Annotated in this window: 19 protein-coding genes and 2 pseudogenes; 9 read left to right on the forward strand and 12 right to left on the reverse strand. The window is 67.4% G+C overall.

All coding sequences use genetic code 11. From position 1 onward, the window contains the following. Nucleotides 1-17: 17 nt before the first annotated feature. Nucleotides 18-179 (forward strand): annotated as a pseudogene (locus Q8814_RS26540) (acyl-CoA dehydrogenase family protein); the annotation flags it as partial. A gap of 62 nt (nt 180-241) precedes the next feature. Here Q8814_RS26540 and Q8814_RS17245 read toward each other — a convergent pair. The 4 genes and pseudogenes from Q8814_RS17245 to Q8814_RS17260 form a co-directional block, all read right to left on the reverse strand. Then, nucleotides 242-667 (reverse strand): annotated as a pseudogene (locus tag Q8814_RS17245) (acyl-CoA dehydrogenase family protein); the annotation flags it as partial. Next, nucleotides 664-2334 carry a class I adenylate-forming enzyme family protein gene (locus tag Q8814_RS17250; protein WP_330153235.1) on the reverse strand — a complete coding sequence of 557 codons (1671 nt, stop codon included), beginning with the start codon at nt 2332-2334 and terminating at the stop codon, nt 664-666. The gene Q8814_RS17250 and the pseudogene Q8814_RS17245, both read right to left, overlap by 4 nt. A 40-nt stretch (nt 2335-2374) precedes the next feature. Continuing rightward, nucleotides 2375-3106: an SDR family NAD(P)-dependent oxidoreductase gene (locus Q8814_RS17255; RefSeq protein WP_330153236.1), complete on the reverse strand. Its 732-nt coding sequence runs from the start codon at nt 3104-3106 to the stop codon at nt 2375-2377. Between the two features lie 37 nt (nt 3107-3143). After that, the gene (locus Q8814_RS17260) at nt 3144-3938 is read right to left on the reverse strand and encodes an enoyl-CoA hydratase-related protein (protein ID WP_330153237.1); all 795 of its coding nucleotides are present in this window, start codon (nt 3936-3938) and stop codon (nt 3144-3146) included. Between the two features lie 144 nt (nt 3939-4082). Here Q8814_RS17260 and Q8814_RS17265 point away from each other — a divergent pair, with 144 nt between their 5' ends. Then, entirely contained in the window at nt 4083-4931 is an 849-nt protein-coding gene (locus Q8814_RS17265; RefSeq protein WP_330153238.1) for a 3-hydroxyacyl-CoA dehydrogenase family protein, read from the forward strand. An 80-nt stretch (nt 4932-5011) separates the two neighbouring features. Here the strand turns inward: Q8814_RS17265 and Q8814_RS17270 are convergent, their stop codons facing one another. Continuing rightward, on the reverse strand, nt 5012-6394 hold the full coding sequence (locus tag Q8814_RS17270; protein ID WP_330153239.1) for an MFS transporter: 1383 nt from the start codon (nt 6392-6394) through the stop codon (nt 5012-5014). 196 nt (nt 6395-6590) lie between these two features. Between Q8814_RS17270 and Q8814_RS17275 the strand changes: the two genes are divergently transcribed. The 4 genes from Q8814_RS17275 to Q8814_RS17290 all read left to right on the forward strand — a co-directional run bounded on the left by Q8814_RS17275 (nt 6591) and on the right by Q8814_RS17290 (nt 11462). Continuing rightward, nucleotides 6591-8132 carry a carboxylesterase/lipase family protein gene (locus Q8814_RS17275; RefSeq protein WP_330153240.1) on the forward strand — a complete coding sequence of 514 codons (1542 nt, stop codon included), beginning with the start codon at nt 6591-6593 and terminating at the stop codon, nt 8130-8132. 67 nt (nt 8133-8199) lie between these two features. After that, entirely contained in the window at nt 8200-8862 is a 663-nt protein-coding gene (locus tag Q8814_RS17280) for a TetR/AcrR family transcriptional regulator (RefSeq protein ID WP_330153241.1), read from the forward strand. Between the two features lie 15 nt (nt 8863-8877). Next, entirely contained in the window at nt 8878-9825 is a 948-nt protein-coding gene (locus Q8814_RS17285) for an ABC transporter ATP-binding protein (RefSeq protein WP_330153242.1), read from the forward strand. Further along, on the forward strand, nt 9822-11462 hold the full coding sequence (locus tag Q8814_RS17290; RefSeq protein WP_330153243.1) for an ABC transporter permease: 1641 nt from the start codon (nt 9822-9824) through the stop codon (nt 11460-11462). The genes Q8814_RS17285 and Q8814_RS17290 overlap by 4 nt, the downstream gene beginning before the upstream one ends. 10 nt (nt 11463-11472) lie before the next feature. Here the strand turns inward: Q8814_RS17290 and Q8814_RS17295 are convergent, their stop codons facing one another. The 7 genes from Q8814_RS17295 to Q8814_RS17325 are packed head-to-tail and all read right to left on the reverse strand — an operon-like array spanning nt 11473 to nt 14999. Then, complete coding sequence (locus Q8814_RS17295) at nt 11473-11754, reverse strand: GNAT family N-acetyltransferase (protein ID WP_330153244.1); 282 nt, start codon at nt 11752-11754, stop codon at nt 11473-11475. Between the two features lie 5 nt (nt 11755-11759). After that, the gene (locus tag Q8814_RS17300) at nt 11760-12410 is read right to left on the reverse strand and encodes a Type 1 glutamine amidotransferase-like domain-containing protein (protein WP_330153245.1); all 651 of its coding nucleotides are present in this window, start codon (nt 12408-12410) and stop codon (nt 11760-11762) included. Between the two features lie 3 nt (nt 12411-12413). Then, nucleotides 12414-13262, reverse strand: coding sequence for a maleylpyruvate isomerase family mycothiol-dependent enzyme (locus tag Q8814_RS17305; RefSeq protein ID WP_330153246.1), 849 nt, complete (start codon nt 13260-13262; stop codon nt 12414-12416). Beyond that, nucleotides 13259-13699, reverse strand: coding sequence for an HIT family protein (locus tag Q8814_RS17310; RefSeq protein WP_330153247.1), 441 nt, complete (start codon nt 13697-13699; stop codon nt 13259-13261). Before Q8814_RS17310 ends, Q8814_RS17305 begins: the two co-directional genes overlap by 4 nt. Before the next feature lie 4 nt (nt 13700-13703). Beyond that, on the reverse strand, nt 13704-14447 hold the full coding sequence (locus tag Q8814_RS17315) for an SIR2 family NAD-dependent protein deacylase (protein ID WP_330153248.1): 744 nt from the start codon (nt 14445-14447) through the stop codon (nt 13704-13706). A gap of 4 nt (nt 14448-14451) precedes the next feature. Further along, nucleotides 14452-14637, reverse strand: coding sequence for a hypothetical protein (locus tag Q8814_RS17320; RefSeq protein ID WP_330153249.1), 186 nt, complete (start codon nt 14635-14637; stop codon nt 14452-14454). Further along, nucleotides 14637-14999: a DUF488 domain-containing protein gene (locus tag Q8814_RS17325; protein WP_330153250.1), complete on the reverse strand. Its 363-nt coding sequence runs from the start codon at nt 14997-14999 to the stop codon at nt 14637-14639. The genes Q8814_RS17320 and Q8814_RS17325 overlap by 1 nt, the downstream gene beginning before the upstream one ends. 253 nt (nt 15000-15252) lie before the next feature. Here Q8814_RS17325 and Q8814_RS17330 point away from each other — a divergent pair, with 253 nt between their 5' ends. From Q8814_RS17330 to Q8814_RS17340, 3 genes are all read left to right on the forward strand, one after another. After that, a complete protein-coding gene (locus tag Q8814_RS17330; protein ID WP_330153251.1) occupies nt 15253-16380 on the forward strand; it encodes a Re/Si-specific NAD(P)(+) transhydrogenase subunit alpha in 1128 nt (375 codons plus the stop codon). Further along, on the forward strand, nt 16381-16713 hold the full coding sequence (locus Q8814_RS17335) for an NAD(P) transhydrogenase subunit alpha (protein WP_330153252.1): 333 nt from the start codon (nt 16381-16383) through the stop codon (nt 16711-16713). It abuts the gene before it with no gap. Continuing rightward, a partial coding sequence (locus Q8814_RS17340) for an NAD(P)(+) transhydrogenase (Re/Si-specific) subunit beta (RefSeq protein WP_330153253.1) occupies nt 16713-17644 on the forward strand: 932 nt, incomplete at its 3' end. The genes Q8814_RS17335 and Q8814_RS17340, both read left to right, overlap by 1 nt.

Consider the following 17644-nt stretch of genomic DNA (forward strand, 5'->3'; position numbering starts at 1 on the left):
GCATCCGCACCTCGGCGGTGCGCGACGGCGACGACTACGTCGTCAACGGCTCCAAGACATTCATCTCCAACGGCCAGAACGGCGACCTGTTCGTCGTCGCGACCCGCACCTCCGACGACCCGCACAAGGGGTTGACCCTGCTGGTCGTCGAGGCCGGCACCCCCGGCTTCTCCCGCGGCCGCAACCTCGAAAAGATCGGCATGCACGCGCAGGACACCAGTGAGCTGACCTTCATGGACATGCGGGTGCCGGTCAGGTCGCTGCCGGTGCCGGGTTCGGTCATCGCGATGCCGAGGACGGTCTCGCCGCTGACGACGCCGGGCAGCCAGCGGGCCTTCTGCTCGGGGGTGGTCATCTCGGTCAGGTACGGCAGCACGACGTCGTTCTGCAGCGAGAAGGCGATGCCCGCCGCCGCATTGCCGGCGCGGTTGACTTCGTCGATCACGATCGCGTTGTAGCGGAAGTCGTCGACGTCCGGGCCGCCGTATTCCTCGGGGACCGGGAAGCCGAGCATGCCCAGCTTGCCGGCCTCGGTGAACAGCGACCGGTCGAGGCAGCTCGCCTGTTCCCAGTCCTCGTGCACCGGGGTGATCTTGTCGCGGACGAAATCCCGGACAACCTGACGGAACTGCAGGTGCTCGGAGTCGTGTTCCAATCGTGCGTTCATCGGGCGACCTTCGAATCGGTAGGAGCAGTGAACAGTCCGGCGGCGAAGTCGGTAGCGGCCGATTCGGCGGCCTTGTAGTGCAGCTTCTTGCCGGTGGCCGAGACGGGCAGGGAATCGACGAATCGATAGGCGCGGGGCCGCTTGAACGACGACAGCATCGGATGCGAGCGGCAGTGGGCGTCGAGATCGTCGACCGTCAGCGAGGGCTCTTCGGCGATGATGTAGGCGACGACGATGCGTCCCCACTTGTCGTCCGGGACGCCGACGACAAGCGAATCCCGCACCTGCGCATGAGCATTGAGAGCCTCTTCGACCTGCACCGGGTGGACGTTCTCGCCGCCGGAGACGAGCATGTCGTCCTTGCGGCCGACGATGCTGACGAACTCTTCGGCGTTCCAGGTGGCGAGGTCGCCGATGTGCAGCCATCCGTGATTGAACTTGGACTGTTCCTGGTCGGGAGAGTCGAAATAGGCGTTCGCGTTCTTGGGCGAGCGGACGATGACCTCCCCCACCTCGTTGCCGTCGCGGGCGACGACGTCCTGCGGGTCGGCGAGCCGGTCGGGGTAGACGTGGACGATGCGGACGTCGTCGTCGGTGCAGGCCCGCCCGGCGGTGCCGGCATGGTCGGGCAGGTCGGCCGGCCGCAGGAAGGTGTTCCAGAAGGCCTCGGTGGTGCCGTAGCCGTTGAAGATCCGCGGGTTGAGCACCTGCTGGTACCGCAGCGCGGCTTCCCTTTCGAGCGGGGCGCCCATGGTGACGATGCCGCGCAGTGTCGACAGGTCGCGCGGGCGGCGCTCCTGAGCTTCGGTGAGCATGGCCAGGTTGGTGGGGGCGCCGATGAGGAACGTCACGCCCTGTTCGGCGACGAGGTCGAGCACCCGGTCGGCGTCGAACGCGCGCAGCGGCACGACCTGCCCGCCGACGTAGAACGTCGGGTTGGGACCGCCGGAGTGGAGACCGCCGCGATGGAACCACGGGGTCATGTTCAGCGTCTTGTCCTCGGGTCCGAGCGGGAAGTGCATGATCACGTCGTGAGCGCTGAAGATCTCGATCATGCTGTTCAGCGGCACGGGCTTCGGCATACCGGTGGTGCCCGAGGTGTAGAGGCGGACGGTCTCGTCCCACACCGTACGATGCAGCGGCGGTAAGGCGACGCGGTCGGCCGCCAGGTGCCGGTACCGGATCACCGTGGCGCCGGCGACGTGGATCGGCGCGCCGTCACCGACGGCCACGATCACCCTCGGGGTGTGCGCGGCGACCTTCAATGCTTCCTGCACCATGTCGGTGAGGTCGGTGTCGTAGACGAACACCGCGGGCATGCACTTGTCGAGGACGAACGCCGTCTCGCCGGCCGCCAGGCGGTAGTTCACCGGCGAGCCGACCGCGCCGACGGCCTGGGTGGCGAGGTAGAGCTCGGCGAACTCGATGCTGTTGAACAATTGATAGGCGACGACGTCCCCGGCTTCCACACCGGCGTCGGCGAGGCCGGTCGCGACGCGGTCGATCCGCTCACCCAGCTGGGCGTAGGTCCACTGCCGCCCCGTGTCGGGGTCGCTCAGCGCCACCCGGTTCGCGTAGCGGCTCGTGTTGCGCCGGAATCCGTTGAGATACGTGAAGTCGTTCTCGAAGTATTCCCGGTAGGCCCGGGGGTTGTACGACGCGGTCATGGTGTTCGTCCTCTCTCGGTGGCCGGTTCGGTATCCGGGCTCAGCCGGCCATGGTGAGGCCGCCGCTGACGCTGATCACCTGGCCGGTGATGAACGAGGCGGATTCGGAGGCGAAGAACAGCACCGGCGCGGCCACCTCGTCGGGTCGCGCGAGCCGGCGGAACGGAATCGCCTTGACCAGAGCCGCTTTGAGCTTTTCGTCCTGCGACTGGAACAGCGGTGTGTCGGTGGGGCCGGGGCAGACACAGTTGACGTTGATGCTGTGGCGGGCCATCTCGCGGGCCAGCGACTTCGTCAGGGCGATGACGCCGCCCTTCGCGCCGGCGTAGATCGATTCGCCGGAGCTGCCGACGCGACCGGCGTCGGAGGCGAGGTTGACGACGCGGCCGCCGTTGCCTGCTTCGATGATGCCGGGCAGGAACGCGCTGCAGATGTTGACCGGACCGAGGTAGTTGATCGCGACGACCTTCTGGGCGAATTCCGGTGTGGCGTTGAGGAACTGGTCGGTTCGGTCCCAGCCGGCGGCATTGATGATCACATTCGGTACGCCCACTTCGGCGTGGGTGCGGTCGCGCAGTTCGTCGACCTGGGCGCGGTCGGCGATGTCGACGGGAAGCGCGGTGATCAGCTCGGGAGCTTCCTTGGCGGTGGCCTCGGCGGCGCCCAGGTCGAGGTCGGCGGCGATGACCCGGTCGCCCTGCGCGGCGAATGCGAGAGCGATGGCCTTACCGATGCCGGAGCCGGCGCCGGTGACGAGTGCGGTGTTGCTCATGATGGGTGGTCCTCTCGGGGAATCCGGATCGGGAAGGTCAGGCCTTGACGTACTTGCCGAAGTCGGCGGGGCGCTTCTCGGCGAATGCCTTGGCGCCCTCGAGGCCTTCGTCGGACTTGGTGAAGAGGTCGAGCGCCGACATCGCGAGGTTGCTCAGCCCGGCCTGGTGGTCGGTGTCCGCGTTGAACGACTGCTTGAGGAACCGGATGGCGGTGGGGCTCTTCTCGGCGATTTCCGCGGCGACCGCCTTGGCTTCCTCGAGAAGCTTGTCCTGCGGGACGACCCAGTTGACCAGGCCCCAGCGCTCGGCGGTGACAGCGTCGTACTGGCGGCACAGGAACCAGATTTCGCGTGCGCGCTTCTCGCCGACGACGCGGGCGAGGTATGCGGAACCGAAGCCGGCGTCGAACGAACCGACGCGGGGGCCGGCCTGACCGAACTTGGCGTTCTCGGAGGCGATGGTCAGGTCGCACAGCACGTGCAGGACGTGGCCGCCGCCGACTGCGATGCCGTTGACCGCGGCGATGACGGGCTTGGGGACGTCGCGGATGAGCTTGTGCAGGTTGCCGATTTCGAACATGCCGCTTTCGGTGGGACCGTAGTCGCCGGTTTCGGCGCGCTGCTTGACGTCGCCGCCGGTGCAGAAGGCCTTTTCGCCGGCGCCGGTGAGGATGATCGCGGAGGCACGGCTGTCGGCCCAGGCGGCACGGAAGGCCTTGATCAGTTCTTCGACGGTCTTGCCGCGGAACGCGTTGTAGCGATGCGGGCGGTTGATGGTGATGACTGCAGTCGGGCCGTCGATCTCGTAGGTGATGTCTTCGAAGTCGGTCATGGTGGCTCCTCGTCAGCGCAGGTCGGGCAGGGAATTGAAGAATCATTCAAGAGTTATGAATGGTGCTTCACTAGACATGAACGTACATTCAGGCGACCATGGTGTCAAGGGTCACAAGGGCCCGTCTTCGGAGAGGATCAACTGATGACAAAGCTTCCCGACCGTGTCGCTGTGATCGGCGGAGGCCGGATGGGCATCGGTATCGCCCATACCTTCGCCGCGTTGAACGCGACGGTGACCGTGTCCGAGGCCGGCGATCTGGACGCGGCACGAAAACGACTGATAGACAGTCTTTCTCGTGCGGCAGAGCGAGGAAAACTCGCCGATCCGATCGACGTGGTGGCCGGCCGGGTCTCGATCGTGGCGTCGATCGCCGATCTGCCCGGCGACACCCGGCTGCTCGTCGAGGCGGTGCCCGAAGACCCCGCGCTGAAGAAGCGCGTGCTGGCCGAGGCCGAGCAGGTTGTGCCCCAGGACGCGGTGATTGCGACCAACACCAGCTCGCTCTCGCCGACGGACCTCGGCGCGGCCTTGAAGAACCCCTCGCGGTTCCTGGGCATGCACTTCTTCAACCCGGTCCCGGCGTCGGATCTGGTGGAGATCGTGCGCGCCGAGAAGACCGCCGAGGATCTCGTGCGCGACGTCGCGGCATGGGTGGGGCTGCTCGGAAAGACTGCCGTGGTGGTGCGTGACTCACCGGGTTTCGCCACCAGTCGTCTCGGCGTGCTCCTCGGGCTGGAGGCCATCCGGATGCTCGAGGAAGGCGTCGCCGACGCCGAATCCATCGACCGGGCAATGGAGTTGGGGTACAAGCATCCGATGGGCCCGCTGCGGTCGACGGATCTCGTGGGTCTCGATATCCGGCTGGCCGTCGCCGAGTACCTGCACGGCACTCTGGGGGAGCGTTTCGCCCCGCCGCAGCTGCTGCGCGACAAGGTGGCCCGTGGCGAGCTGGGGCGCAAGACCGGCCGCGGATTCTACGACTGGAGCTGAGTGCGAGGGCCGAGCCGAGGACGAGGGCCCGGTATCGCTCGCGGCTGATACCGGGCCCTCGTCACGGGGCCGTCCGAGGATCAGTCGACGGTCGCCGCAACCGGCTCGGGCGCTCGGTGCGTTCCGCCCGTGACCGGGGTGAGGGGTGCACGCCGCGTGGCTACGAGCATGGTCAGCGATGCGCCGACCAACGCGACGCCCGCGAAGATGTAGAAGGCGATGCTGCTGCTCAGTCCGGCGCCGATGATCAGTCCACCCGCGAGCGGACCGAAGATCCCGCCGAGGCGTCCGAATCCGGCACACCATGCCACGCCGGCGGCGCGTGATGTGGTCGAGTAGTAGTTGGAGACGAAACCGTAGATGAGGATCTGGGTGCCGATTCCGCCGATACCGGCCGCGGCGACCGCAGCGAGCAGCACCGGCAGCGGGAAGCCGAGGGTGAGGACGACGAGGGCGACCACCGCGAGCAGGAAGGTGCCGACGATGATGCGCTGGGGACGGCCGGTGCGATCCGCGAGCCGGGAGGCGAGCACGACACCGATGATCGCGCCGCCGTTGAGTACCAGCAGGAACGCCAGCGAGTTCTTCGCGTCGAATCCGGCGTTCTCCATGATTTTCGGCAGCCAGGTATTGAGCCCGTAGGTGAGCAGAATGCCGGCGAAGCTCATGAATCCGAGTAGCGCGGTGCCGAGTGCATAACGACGGGTCGTCAGCGCAGCGAATCCGACCTTCCGGTCGCCGGTCGGATCGGCGATGAGTTCTTCTGCGGCAAGTTCTTCGACGGTGGGGGACGGAATGCCGGTGCGCGCGGTGATTGCGTGGGCCTCGTCGATCCGGCCACGGGCGACGAGCCAGCGCGGAGATTCGGGAAGCTTGGCCAGCGCGAGCGGGAGCAGGACCACCAGGGGCAGCGCTCCGATCCAGAACAGGCCGCGCCACCCGATGGCGTCGCGTACGAGCAGTGCGAGCAGCGATGCCATGACACCGCCGAGGGGGACACCGCAGTAGACGATGGCGTTGTACGCGTTCTTCTTACCGGCCGGTGCGAATTCGGCGACCACCGCGCCGGCGGTGGCGATGAGTGCGCCCACGCCGATGCCGGTGAGCAACCGCATGGCGCCGAACATCGGCACGCTGTGGGTCATCGCTGCGGCGGCCATGCCCACCGAGAACCAGGCGATGCTGATCACGGTCAGTTTCCGGCGGCCTATCCGGTCGCCGAAAGCGCCGGCGAGCAGGGCGCCGATCAGCACGCCGATCAGCGCGTAGGAACCCAGTACGCCCGCTTGCTCGGCGGAGACGGCGCCGAGTTGCGTCTGATCGTCCATGAGGATCGGCAGGATCGTTCCGTATACGACCAGGTCGTAACCGTCGAAGGCGAGCGCTGCCGTCGCGAGGGCGACGATCCAGATCACCGAGCGCCGGTGCTGCGGGCTGGTCCAGTCGGTGGGGGAAAAGGGCATGAAGAGGGCTCCCTGCTTGTGAGGGGTGAATCGCGGCGGCTGCGCTTTTGCGCAGGCGATGGATGAACAGAGGTTCGAAGTGTATGAATACTCATTCACTGACGACGTGACGGTAATGTGGCGCACGTCACTCTGTCAAGGGCGGTGTTGCCGGACAGTTGGTACGTTGGCGTGGCGCGGTTGAACAGGAGGACATGTGGAGTCCGAGACGCTCACCATCGGTTGCAAGTACGGCGAGGCCCGCGGATACCGCGACGGCGCAGTGTATTCGTGGAAAGGCATTCCGTACGCCGCGCCCACAGGTGACGACAGGCGGTTCCGCGCCCCGGAACCCCCCGACCCCTGGCCGGGAGTGTTGGACTGCGCCCGATACGGGCCCATCGCGCCGCAGAGCCGGCAGAGCCCCATCGCGATCACGCCCGGCATGACAATCGGAGAGGACTGCCTGTCGCTCAACATCTGGGCGCCGGAACCGGACGGGGAGCCCCGCCCGGTGATGGTATGGATCCACGGCGGCGCCTACGTGCTGGGCTATTCGGGTCAGAAGATCTACGACGGCCGCATCCTCGCCGAATCGGGCGATGTCGTGGTGGTGACGCTGAACTACCGGATCGGTGCCCTCGGCTTCCTCGACCTGTCGTCGTTCTCGACGGCCGAGACCACCTTCGAGTCGAACGTCGGATTGCGCGACCAGATCGCGGCCCTCGAATGGGTGCGCGACTGCATCGCCGACTTCGGCGGCGACCCTGGGAGGGTCACCCTCTTCGGTGAATCGTCGGGAGGCGGTTCGGTGACGACGCTGATGACGGTGCCGCGCGCCGAAGGTCTGTTCCATCGCGCCATCGCGCAGTCGCCGCCCGCGACGTCCGTCTACGGAAGCGAACGCGCCGCGACGGTCGCGGAACGGTTTCTCGAGATCCTCGAAGTTCCGCCTGCACGAGCCGGCGAGTTGAAGGCGATGCCGTTCGAGGCGCTGGTGGCAGCGTCGGAGATCCTCGTCGGTGAGACGCCCACGAAGGTTCCGGGCACGCTGGCGTTGACGCCGGTCGTCGATCGCGACCTGGTGCCGAAGTATCCCGTGGCGGCGTTTCAGAAGGGACTCTCGCACCGGATACCGCTGATGATCGGGTCGAACAAGGACGAGCCGTCGATCTTCCGGTTCATGAAGTCGCCGTTGATGCCGGTCGACGACTCGTCGGTGCGGGCGATGCTCGACGCGCTCGCCGCGGACCGCCCCGATCTCGAGCCCGAGCGGCTCGCCGAGATCGCCGCGGCGTATCCCGATCTGCCGAAACCCAGTGGCGCGATGGCGTTGTCGCGTGATGCCGCGTTCCGGATGCCGGTGCTGTGGATCGCCGAGGCGCACGCGACCCATTCGCCGACGTGGGTGTACCGCTTCGACCACGCGACGCCGATGCTCAAGGCGGCGCGGATCGGCGCGGGACATGCCACCGAATTGCCCTATGTGTTCGGGAATTTCGGAACGCTCGGCCGCGATCCCACGTTCTGGCTCGGTGGCCGCAAGGGCGCGGCCGAGGTGGCCGGCCGCGTGCAGCGACGGTGGCTGGCCTTCGCTCACCACGGGGTGCCGGCTGCCCTCGACGGATCGAAGCACTGGCCGCTGTACGAGCCGGAGGAAAGGCTGACCCTGCTGATCGACTCGTCCGACTCCGTCGTTGCCGATCCGGAGGGCGACATGCGCGCGGTGTGGGGCGATCAGGTGATGGGGTTCAACTGATCACAGCGGGGATACTCACCCCAACAGGTCTATTGACCTGGTTGAACACGCGTGCAATCATCGGAACATGCGTTCAGCGAAGGCTGGGAGCGGCGACCTCACCACCCGCGCTCGGATCCGCGACACGGCGATCCGATGCGTGGCGGCAGACGGGGTCGATGTCTCCCTGCGCGCCATCGCCTCCGAGTGTGGCGTCAGCGCATCGCTGATCGTGCACCATTTCGGGTCGCGGGCCGGTCTGCGCGCCCACTGCGACCGATACGTTCTCGACGGCATTCGCGAGCGCAAGACCGCAACGCTCGACCCGGGCGCCGGTGCCGAGGCGCTGCTCGAACAGTCCGCCCACATCGAGCGCTACGCCCCGTTCGTCGGTTACGTCCTGCGCAGTCTGCAGGCCGGAGGCGCGAGTGCCACGGACTTTCTCGACCACCTCGTCGACGACACTTACGACTACCTCGAGAAAGCGGTGCGCGCCGGTACCGTCCGGCCCAGCCGCGCCCCCGCCGACCGTGCGCGTGCCCTCGTCGAGTTCAGCGTCGGTGCGCTCCTGCTCCAACTTCCGGGCCCCGACGAACACCTCGATCTCGACACGCTGCCTGCCTGGCTGCGTGCCTACACCGAACGTCTCATGCTGCCGATGCTCGAGCTGTACACAGAGCCGCTGCTCACGGATTCGTCGTTGCTCGACGCGTATCTTTCGGTGCGGGAAGCGTCGGCAACCCGCCCTTGACCACGGAGGATCACCATGGACATCCCGGCCATCGAAACCCACGATCTAGTCAAGACTTTCGGTACGACCCGAGCGCTCGACGGCTTCTCGCTGCGGGTCGAAACCGGCACTGTCGCAGGATTCCTGGGCCCCAACGGATCCGGAAAATCCACTGCGATCCGGGTACTGCTCGGCATGCTTCGCGCCGATTCGGGCGACGCGCGGGTTCTCGGACTCGATCCGTGGGCGGATGCCGTGACCATTCACCGGCGTATCGCCTATGTGCCCGGCGACACCAACCTGTGGCCGACGCTGACCGGTGGCGAGATCATCGACGTGCTCACCCGCATGCGCGGTGGCGCCGATTCGCGCCGTCGCGATGAGTTGCTCGAACGCTTCGAACTCGATCCGACGAAGAAGGCCCGCACCTACTCCAAGGGAAACCGTCAGAAGGTCGCGCTGGTCGCGGCGCTGAGTTCGGATGCCGAACTGTATCTGCTCGACGAACCCACCTCCGGGCTCGATCCGTTGATGGAAGCGGTCTTCACCGACGAGATTCGCCGGCTGCGCGACCGGGGCGCCACCATCCTGCTGTCGAGCCATATCCTCGCCGAGGTGGAAAAGCTCTGCGACACAGTGACGATCATCAGATCCGGCCGGGACGTGGAGACCGGAACCCTCGCCCAGTTGCGCCACCTCACCCGCTCGTCGGTCCGCGCGACCACGTCGGCACCGGCACGCGGCTTGATGTCCCTGGAAGGGGTGCACGACCTGACCCACGACGACGGGCGGCTCGTCTTCGACGTGGACAACACCTCCATCGCACCGGTGTTGAACGCACTCGCCGGTCTGGATGTCGAAAACCTCACGATCACACCGCCGTCCCTCGAAGAGCTGTTCCTGCGGCACTACGGAGACACGCTCGACGAGAGCGCATCCGCTCCGGCAGCCACCGGAGAAGCCGAGGAGTTGAAGACGCGATGACGACCACCGTCGGTCCCCGTACCGACAAGCGTGTCGGGAGCGCTGCACCGTTCGCGGGTGTCGCGGCGCTGCTGCGGCTCTATCTGCGTCTCGACCGGATCCGCATCACGGTGTGGACCCTCGCCCTTGCCGGCACCGTCTTCGCGACCGTGGAGAGCCTCATAGCGGCCTATCCCGATACCGCATCGAGGCAGGCGCGTGCTGCGTTCCTCGAGAATCCGGCGGCCGTGCTCATGTCCGGGCCGTCCTACGGCACCGCCGACTACACGCTCGGTGCCATGACCGCGAACGAACTGAGCCTGACCGTGTTCGTCGCCGCGGCGATCATGAGCATCCTGCTCGTCGTCCGGCATACGCGCACCCAGGAGGAGGCAGGCCGGCTCGAACTGCTGCGGGCGCTGCCCGTCGGGGCCTTCGCGCCCCCGGCCGCGGCGTTGCTCTCCGTGGCCGTCGCGAATGCCGCGGTGGGAGTCGGTATCACCGTGGCGCTGGTAGCGGCAGGGCTCGAAGTCGCCGGGTCCGTCGCCTTCGGTGTCGCCACCGCGGTGACCGGGCTGGTATTCGGTGCGGTGGCGGCCGTGACGGCGCAATTCAGCGAGCATTCGCGCGCTGCAACCGGGTCGGCCCTCGGAGTGCTGGCCGTGGCGTTCCTCGTCCGCGGCGCAGGCGACATCATCGAACCCAGCGGCTCGTGGCTGTCCTGGTTCTCACCCATCGCGTGGGCGCAGCAGACCCGCCTCTATGTGGACCTGAGGTGGTGGCCCCTGTTGCTGTCGGTCGCCGTGATCGTGGTGTTGCTCGCGCTCGCCGTCGCGCTGTCGCGTCGCCGCGATATCGGTGGCGGCCTGCGCGCACCGCAGCCGGGCCCGTCCGAGGCCGCGCCCGGGCTGCTCTCGGCGCCGGGGCTGGCGTGGCGATTGCTGCGCGGCACGTTCGTCGGCTGGACGGTGGGCCTGGCGCTCTTCGGGTTCGTGATGGGCACGCTCGCGAGCTCACTGGAAGACGTGATAGACGACATCCCCGACCTCGCCGATTGGCTCGGCGCCGACACCGGCTCGCTCACGTCCTCGTTCGGCGCGACGATGTTGTTGTTCCTCGTGGTCGGTGTCGCCGCGTTCGCGGTGTCGGCCGTGATGCGGCTACGCAGCGAAGAGGAGGCGGGCCGGGCGGGGCTTGTCGTCGTCACCGGCGCGACACGTCTGCGCTGGCTCCTCGGATCGCTCGCGGTGATCGTCGCGCAGGCTCTGGTAGCCCTCGCAGTGACCGGCGCCGCGATCGGGCTGGGGATGGCCATGGCAGTGGGTGACGCCGGCTGGATCGCGCGGATGTGCGGAGCCGCCCTCGTCTATGCGCCGGCGGTCCTGTTCGTGGTGGCGGTCGCCGTGGCATTGTTCGCCCTCGTTCCGAGGGCCGCGAACCTGGCGTGGGTGCTTGTCGTGTGGGCAGTGTTCGTCGGCTGGCTCGGTGAGGTTCTGAACATCCCCGACTGGGCGCGGAACTTCTCGCCGCTCGAGCACACCCCGCGCGTGCCGTACGAGGACGTGCGCGCGGCACCGCTGCTTGTCTTCGGCGCCGCGGCGCTCGTCCTGGTAGTGATCGCGGTGGCGGGATTCCGACGCCGCGACGTGACGGCCTGAGCCCGTTTCGTCAGTTGCGGTACTCGGGGTGCTCGGCGACGAACTTCTCGACATAGGAGCACGACGTGCCGATCTTCAGCCCCTCCTCGCGCGTCGCGTCGAGCGCATACCGCACGATCTGGCCGGCGAGGCCGTGGCCACGGAACTGCGGATCGGTGACCGTGTGGTCGAAGTCGCGCAGGTCGCCGCGCTGGCTGTAGTCGGCGTACGCGGCGAGAGTGTCGCCGCGGTACAGCGCGAACCGGGACTGTGCGGGCAGGTGTTCGATACGGGACTCGGTGCTCTGCGTCATCGGTCCTACGTTACTGCCGTACCCGGATCGTGCTCGCCGGTGTCGATGACCAGCGCTTCGTCGTCGGTGAGCGCGACGAACGGTACCGCGTTGCGCTCGAGATAGCGCAGGGAACGCGCGACACCGTCGTCGCCGAGGTCCGACGTGCCCACGTGCGGCACGATTGCGTGGTCGACCCATCCCAGGCCGTCCCACAGCACCGGCACTCCGCACGTTTCGGCGACCTCCGCCGGATCGTCGGAAAACTCGAGTCCGCGCAGCGTGGGCGTCACCACACACGCGCCGGCGCTGTATCCCGCGTAGGCGAGACGGTCACCGCGCACGAGTTCGGTGAGTACCGCATCGCCTCCGGAGCGGGCCAACTGAGCGCGCAACACGAAGGTGTTTCCTCCGCGTACCCACACCGACGCGTACTCGGAGAGCTTCGCGCGCAAGGATTCCGGATCGTCGATGTGGTCGCGCAGATCCACCTCTTCGGGGATGAACCCCAGCTTCCGAAGCGGCCCGAGATCGCTCGTCACGGCCGACTCCCGCGCTCGCGGCGGCCACGAATCGACGGCGTTGGCGATGACGGCGATACGTCCGGGTCCGCGCGTGACCTGCAGGAGCCGTGCGGGATCGGATCCGAACCGGTACGAGGACAGGAACAGTCGCATCGGTCAGATCGTGAAGGCCAGGTTGTCGACGATGCGTCGTCCCACGGTCGTGTCGCCGGCGAGGGCGATTTCGTCACGGTGGTCGAACGCCCGTGCCCGGCCACCGGCCAGCCGCACGAACAACCCCGAATCCATGGTGATCGTGCTCGTCGCGGCGTCGGACAGTTCCGGTACCGGTGTCGCGCGGCCACGAACCTCGAGATGAATGGTGCGGGCGAGCACTCCGGTGAGCTCGATTGTGATCCGGGCACCGTCCGGAGCCTTGCCGAGCTTGCCGACGACGAACGGAACCGCACCGAAGATCTCGGAGGAGGCCAGTTCGGCCCGCGGACCACCCTCGTCGCCGGGTGCGCCGAGTGCATCGCGGATGTCGAGTTCGTGGAGCCAGCAGTCGAATACGCGAATCCGCATGAATCGGCCATAGGTGGCCCGGCCGACCGGCGTGTCCGCCGGCTTCTCGAAATCTTCCTGAGTCATCGAGCCCAGCTGCTCACGCCGGCGCGCCACGATGTCGCGGAAGCGGGCGAGCACTTCGGCGCCGGGCGTGCCGCGCAGCGATTCGACCCAGTGCTCGTTGAACGCGCCGATCTCATTGCGTACGTGGCCGAAAGTATGCACATCGAGGTCGACGTGCGGAGCATCGAGGCCGGCCAGCATCGACTCGGTCCCGATCAGGTGCGAGACGATGTCCTTGACGGTCCACCCGGGCAGGGCCGTCGGGGTGTACCAGGCGTCGCCCTCGAGCTCGGAGAGCAATCCATCGATCACCGCGAATTCTTCGAACAATAGGGAACGGATCGTCTCGACGGGAAACTCGACGCTGTTGCCGGTGCTCTCGGGCTCGGATGTCATGAATGCTCCTCGGTTGCGAGTCTGTCGAGACCTGCACGGATCGCCGCGGCGGTGGCCTCCGGGTCGTGGGGGCGACGGCGCACCAGGCCGAGACCCACCCTGAGTCGGTCGCCGCGCCAGCGCGGCAGCACATGCAGGTGGGAGTGGAACACGGTCTGGAAAGCTGCCCGTCCGTCGTTGAGTACCAGGTGTGTTCCGTCCGGAGCCAGGTCCGATCGGGCCAGCGCCCGCGCAAGTCGCTGTCCGGTACGGAACATCGCGGCGCTGTGCGCGGGATCGAGATCCTCCAACCGCGGCGCGTGTGTACGCGGCACGACGAGAGTGTGACCGCGCGCGATGGGACGGATGTCGAGAAATGCGACAACATCGTCGTTCTCGTACACCCGCGCGGCCGGTGCGGTGCCCTCGGCTATGGCGCAGAACACACAGGAACTCACGGGCTTACCGTAGCGCAGCGACGAGTTGTGGCAGTCCCACCGCTGCGGTCGTGCGCCACACTTCGTCCATGTCATCGGACAGGTCGGTGCCTTCGGGGTTGATCTCGACCACCGCCACACCCTGGCTGCGCGCGAGGGCGGGCAGACGGGCGGCGGGATAGACCACGCCGGACGTGCCCACGACGAGGAGCAGGTCGGCATTGCGCACAGCGCCGGTGGCGGCGTCCCACGGCTCCCGGGGGAGCATCTCCCCGAACCACACCACCCCGGGACGGACCATTCCGCCGCAGTGCAGGCAACGCGGGGGATCCAGGTGCTCGACCGGCTCCGGGGGCGGGTCCGGAATCTCCGCGTCACGCCCGCAGTCGGTGCAGCGCGGCGAGAACAAACTGCCGTGCAGATGCGCGAGGACGGTGCTGCCCGCACGCTCGTGCAGATCATCGACGTTCTGCGTGACGATCTGTACGCCTGCCGTCTTCGACCAGTCGGCGAGCGCCCGGTGCCCCGCATTGGGCTCCACGCGTCGTACGAGCGCGACACGCCACTGGTACCAGGCCCACACGGTGGCCGGGTCTGCGCGCCAGGCTTCCGGGGTCGCAAGCGCGGTGACGTCGAAGTTCTCCCACAGACCGGTCTGTGCGTCCCGGAAGGTGGGTACGCCGCTCTCCGCGGACATGCCGGCGCCGGCCAGCACCGTCACGCTCCGCGCCCGGCGCGCGAGCGCCAGGATCGGGTGAGGCACGGTCATGCCGTCAGGGTAGGGCAGTGTCGCCGCCGTCGGCGCTCTCCGAGTCCCGCATACCGGGAAGATGCTCGTCGGCGGGCCGGTGTCCGCAGCGGGGACAGGGCGCGCCGGGATCGTCGAGGAACAATCCGCACTCCGGGCACACACGGTCGATCCAGCAGACCGGGTCGCCGCCGAGGTCGCTCGCGGCCATTACGCCTGCCTCAGGTGTTCGGCGAGAACCGCGGCGCCGCTGTGTTCGATATCGCGCGTCGCGGTGAGCAGTACCAGTGGCCGGCCTTCCGCGCGTTCGTGCAATTCGTCGAGCGCGGCGCGACCGGGCGCGGAGTTCAACTCCGCGAGGTAGCGCTCCCGGAACTCCGAGTAGAGAGCGGTGTCGTGGGAATACCACTTGCGTAGATCGGTGGACGGTGCGAGGTCCTTGAGCCAGTCGTCGTAATGGAAGGCGTCCTTGCGGAGTCCGCGCGGCCACAACCGATCGACGAGGACCCGGAACGCCTCCTCGTCGCCCGGGTGGTCGTATACGCGTTCGACCGTGACAGAACGCTTCGCCACTTGACCTCCTCGGACATCCGGCTCACCGCCGATAGCGCACACTTGTGAAGTGAGGTGCCTCACATTCTTGCATCTTCTTACTGTTCGGACTCGATTCAGACAGTCCGGGCGGGTTGCGGCCCGGCGGCGCTCGCGGTAGGCCTGCTTAGGCTTACAACCCAACGTGTAGGCCGTCACATGGCCGATCGCCAACGCATTCTCGCCGCCGATCGCGGCGCCGCGCGCATTTCATCGACGCAGGAGTCAGAGAAAATTGAGTACCGAAGGATCGAATACGGGGAGCGGAGCGCACCGCCGTCCGACCGTCGGCGTCGTTCGAGAAACGAACGACGGTGAGCGGCGCGTCGCGCTGGTGCCGAAGATTGTGCCGTCGCTGATCGCCAAGGGTCTCGACGTCGTCGTCGAGACCGGCGCCGGTATCGGCGCGCTCATCCCCGACGAGGCATACAAAGAAGCCGGAGCCCAGATCGGTGACGCCTGGGCCGCAGATGTGGTCGTCAAGGTCGCACCGCCGTCCGACGCGGAGATCGCCCGCCTGACATCGGGTCAGCGGCTGATCGGTTTCCTCGCACCGCGCAACGCCGAAAATCAGATCGGTGCGCTCGCCGCGGCCGGTGTGGAGGCCTACGCCGTCGAGGCGATCCCGCGCATCTCGCGTGCGCAGGTGATGGACGCACTGTCCTCGCAGGCGAACGTGGGTGGCTACAAGGCCGTGGTGGTGGCCGCGTCCGAGTCCACCCGGTTCTTCCCGATGCTCACCACCGCGGCCGGCACCGTCAAGCCGGCCACCGTGCTGGTGCTCGGTGTGGGTGTGGCCGGACTGCAGGCGCTCGCTACGGCGAAGCGTCTCGGTGGCCGCACCACCGGCTACGACGTGCGTCCGGAGGTGGCCGATCAGGTGCGCTCCGTGGGTGCACAGTGGCTCGACCTCGGTATCGACGCGGCCGGTGAGGGCGGCTACGCCCGCGAACTGAGCGAGGCGGAGCGGGCGCAGCAGCAGCAGGCGCTCGAGGATGCGATCAAGGGATTCGACGTGGTGATCACCACCGCGCTGGTGCCGGGTCGTCCCGCGCCGCGACTGGTGACCGCCGCCGCGGTCGAGGGCATGACGCCCGGCTCGGTGATCGTCGACCTCGCCGGTGAAACCGGTGGCAACTGCGAACTCACCGAGCCCGGCCGGACCGTCGTCAAGCACGGTGTGACCATCTGCTCGCCGCTCAACCTGCCGGCGACCATGCCCGAGCACGCATCCCAGCTCTACTCGAAGAACGTCGCTGCGCTGCTCGAGCTCATGCTCGACGAGAACGGCACGCCGGCCCCGGACTTCTCGGACGAGATCCTCGCCGAGGCGTGCGTGACCCGCTCGAAGGAGACCTCCTAGATGTACAACGAATTGTTGGCGAACATCGCGATCCTGGTGTTGTCCGGGTTCGTCGGGTTCGCCGTGATTTCCAAGGTGCCCAACACGCTGCACACGCCGCTGATGTCGGGTACCAACGCCATCCACGGCATCGTCGTTCTCGGTGCCCTCGTGGTGCTCGGGCATCTGCCCGCCGGCGCGCCGTGGAGCATCAAGATCATTCTGTTTGTCGCGCTGGTGTTCGGCACGCTCAACGTCGTCGGTGGTTTCGTGGTGACGGACCGCATGCTCGGCATGTTCAAGGCCAAGAAGGATTCCGGCAAGGCTGTTGCGAGTAAGGGAGCCGACGCCTGATGAGTTACCTCGTGTCTGTTCTGTACATCATCGCGTTCGGAATGTTCATCTACGGTCTGATGGGGCTGACCGGCCCGAAGACCGCGGTCCGCGGCAACTACATCGCCGCGGTGGGCATGCTGCTCGCCGTCGTCGCGACGCTCATCGACGTCCGCGACACCGACAACTGGATTCTGATCGCGGCGGGCCTGCTCGTCGGCATCGTGCTCGGTGTGCCGCCCGCGCTGCGCACCAAGATGACCGCAATGCCGCAGCTCGTGGCCATGTTCAACGGTGTCGGTGGTGGCACGGTCGCGCTCATCGCGTGGGCAGAGTTCCTCGACTCGGACGGATTCACCACGCTCGAAGGTGAACCGACCGTGCACATCGTGGTCGGGTCGCTGTTCGCCGCGATCATCGGGTCGATCTCCTTCTGGGGTTCGCTCGTGGCCTTCGCCAAGCTGCAGGAACTGCTGAACAAGAACCTCGAGAAGAAGTTCGTCTCCGGGGCCAAGCTGTTCCAGGTCGCGAACATCGTGCTGATGCTCGCCGCGCTGGCCATCGCCGTCTACATCGGCATCAACGCCGACCCGGCGAACGATCCGACCTCGGGCCTGTGGATCGTCGCGCTGCTCGTCGTGGCGGGCCTGATGGGCCTGTTCGTGGTGCTGCCGATCGGCGGCGCCGATATGCCCGTGGTCATCTCGCTGCTCAACGCACTGACCGGCCTGTCGGCCGCCGCTGCGGGTCTGGCACTGAACAACACCGCCATGATCGTCGCGGGCATGATCGTCGGCGCGTCCGGCACGATCCTGACCAACCTCATGGCCAAGGCCATGAACCGCTCGATCCCCGCGATCGTGTTCGGTTCGTTCGGCGGCGACGACGCCGGCGGCGCCGGTGGCGCCGCAGCCGGTGGCTCGGTCAAGGCCAGATCGGCAGCCGACGCCGC

Source organism: Rhodococcus chondri (genome assembly GCF_036327435.1).
Taxonomy (GTDB): Bacteria; Actinomycetota; Actinomycetes; order Mycobacteriales; family Mycobacteriaceae; genus Rhodococcus; species Rhodococcus chondri.

Excerpts from the sequence above, each read along its gene's own strand:
- Q8814_RS17265 (WP_330153238.1), top strand. The coding sequence starts at position 4,083 with ATGACAAAGCTTCCCGACCGTGTCGCTGTGATCGGCGGAGGCCGGATG.
- Q8814_RS17260 (WP_330153237.1), bottom strand. The coding sequence starts at position 3,938 with ATGACCGACTTCGAAGACATCACCTACGAGATCGACGGCCCGACTGCA.
- Q8814_RS17270 (WP_330153239.1), bottom strand. The coding sequence starts at position 6,394 with ATGCCCTTTTCCCCCACCGACTGGACCAGCCCGCAGCACCGGCGCTCG.
- Q8814_RS17280 (WP_330153241.1), top strand. The coding sequence starts at position 8,200 with ATGCGTTCAGCGAAGGCTGGGAGCGGCGACCTCACCACCCGCGCTCGG.
- Q8814_RS17295 (WP_330153244.1), bottom strand. The coding sequence starts at position 11,754 with ATGACGCAGAGCACCGAGTCCCGTATCGAACACCTGCCCGCACAGTCC.
- Q8814_RS17255 (WP_330153236.1), bottom strand. The coding sequence starts at position 3,106 with ATGAGCAACACCGCACTCGTCACCGGCGCCGGCTCCGGCATCGGTAAG.
- Q8814_RS17285 (WP_330153242.1), top strand. The coding sequence starts at position 8,878 with ATGGACATCCCGGCCATCGAAACCCACGATCTAGTCAAGACTTTCGGT.
- Q8814_RS17320 (WP_330153249.1), bottom strand. The coding sequence starts at position 14,637 with ATGGCCGCGAGCGACCTCGGCGGCGACCCGGTCTGCTGGATCGACCGT.
- Q8814_RS17250 (WP_330153235.1), bottom strand. The coding sequence starts at position 2,334 with ATGACCGCGTCGTACAACCCCCGGGCCTACCGGGAATACTTCGAGAAC.
- Q8814_RS17290 (WP_330153243.1), top strand. The coding sequence starts at position 9,822 with ATGACGACCACCGTCGGTCCCCGTACCGACAAGCGTGTCGGGAGCGCT.
- Q8814_RS17300 (WP_330153245.1), bottom strand. The coding sequence starts at position 12,410 with ATGCGACTGTTCCTGTCCTCGTACCGGTTCGGATCCGATCCCGCACGG.
- Q8814_RS17305 (WP_330153246.1), bottom strand. The coding sequence starts at position 13,262 with ATGACATCCGAGCCCGAGAGCACCGGCAACAGCGTCGAGTTTCCCGTC.
- Q8814_RS17315 (WP_330153248.1), bottom strand. The coding sequence starts at position 14,447 with ATGACCGTGCCTCACCCGATCCTGGCGCTCGCGCGCCGGGCGCGGAGC.
- Q8814_RS17335 (WP_330153252.1), top strand. The coding sequence starts at position 16,381 with ATGTACAACGAATTGTTGGCGAACATCGCGATCCTGGTGTTGTCCGGG.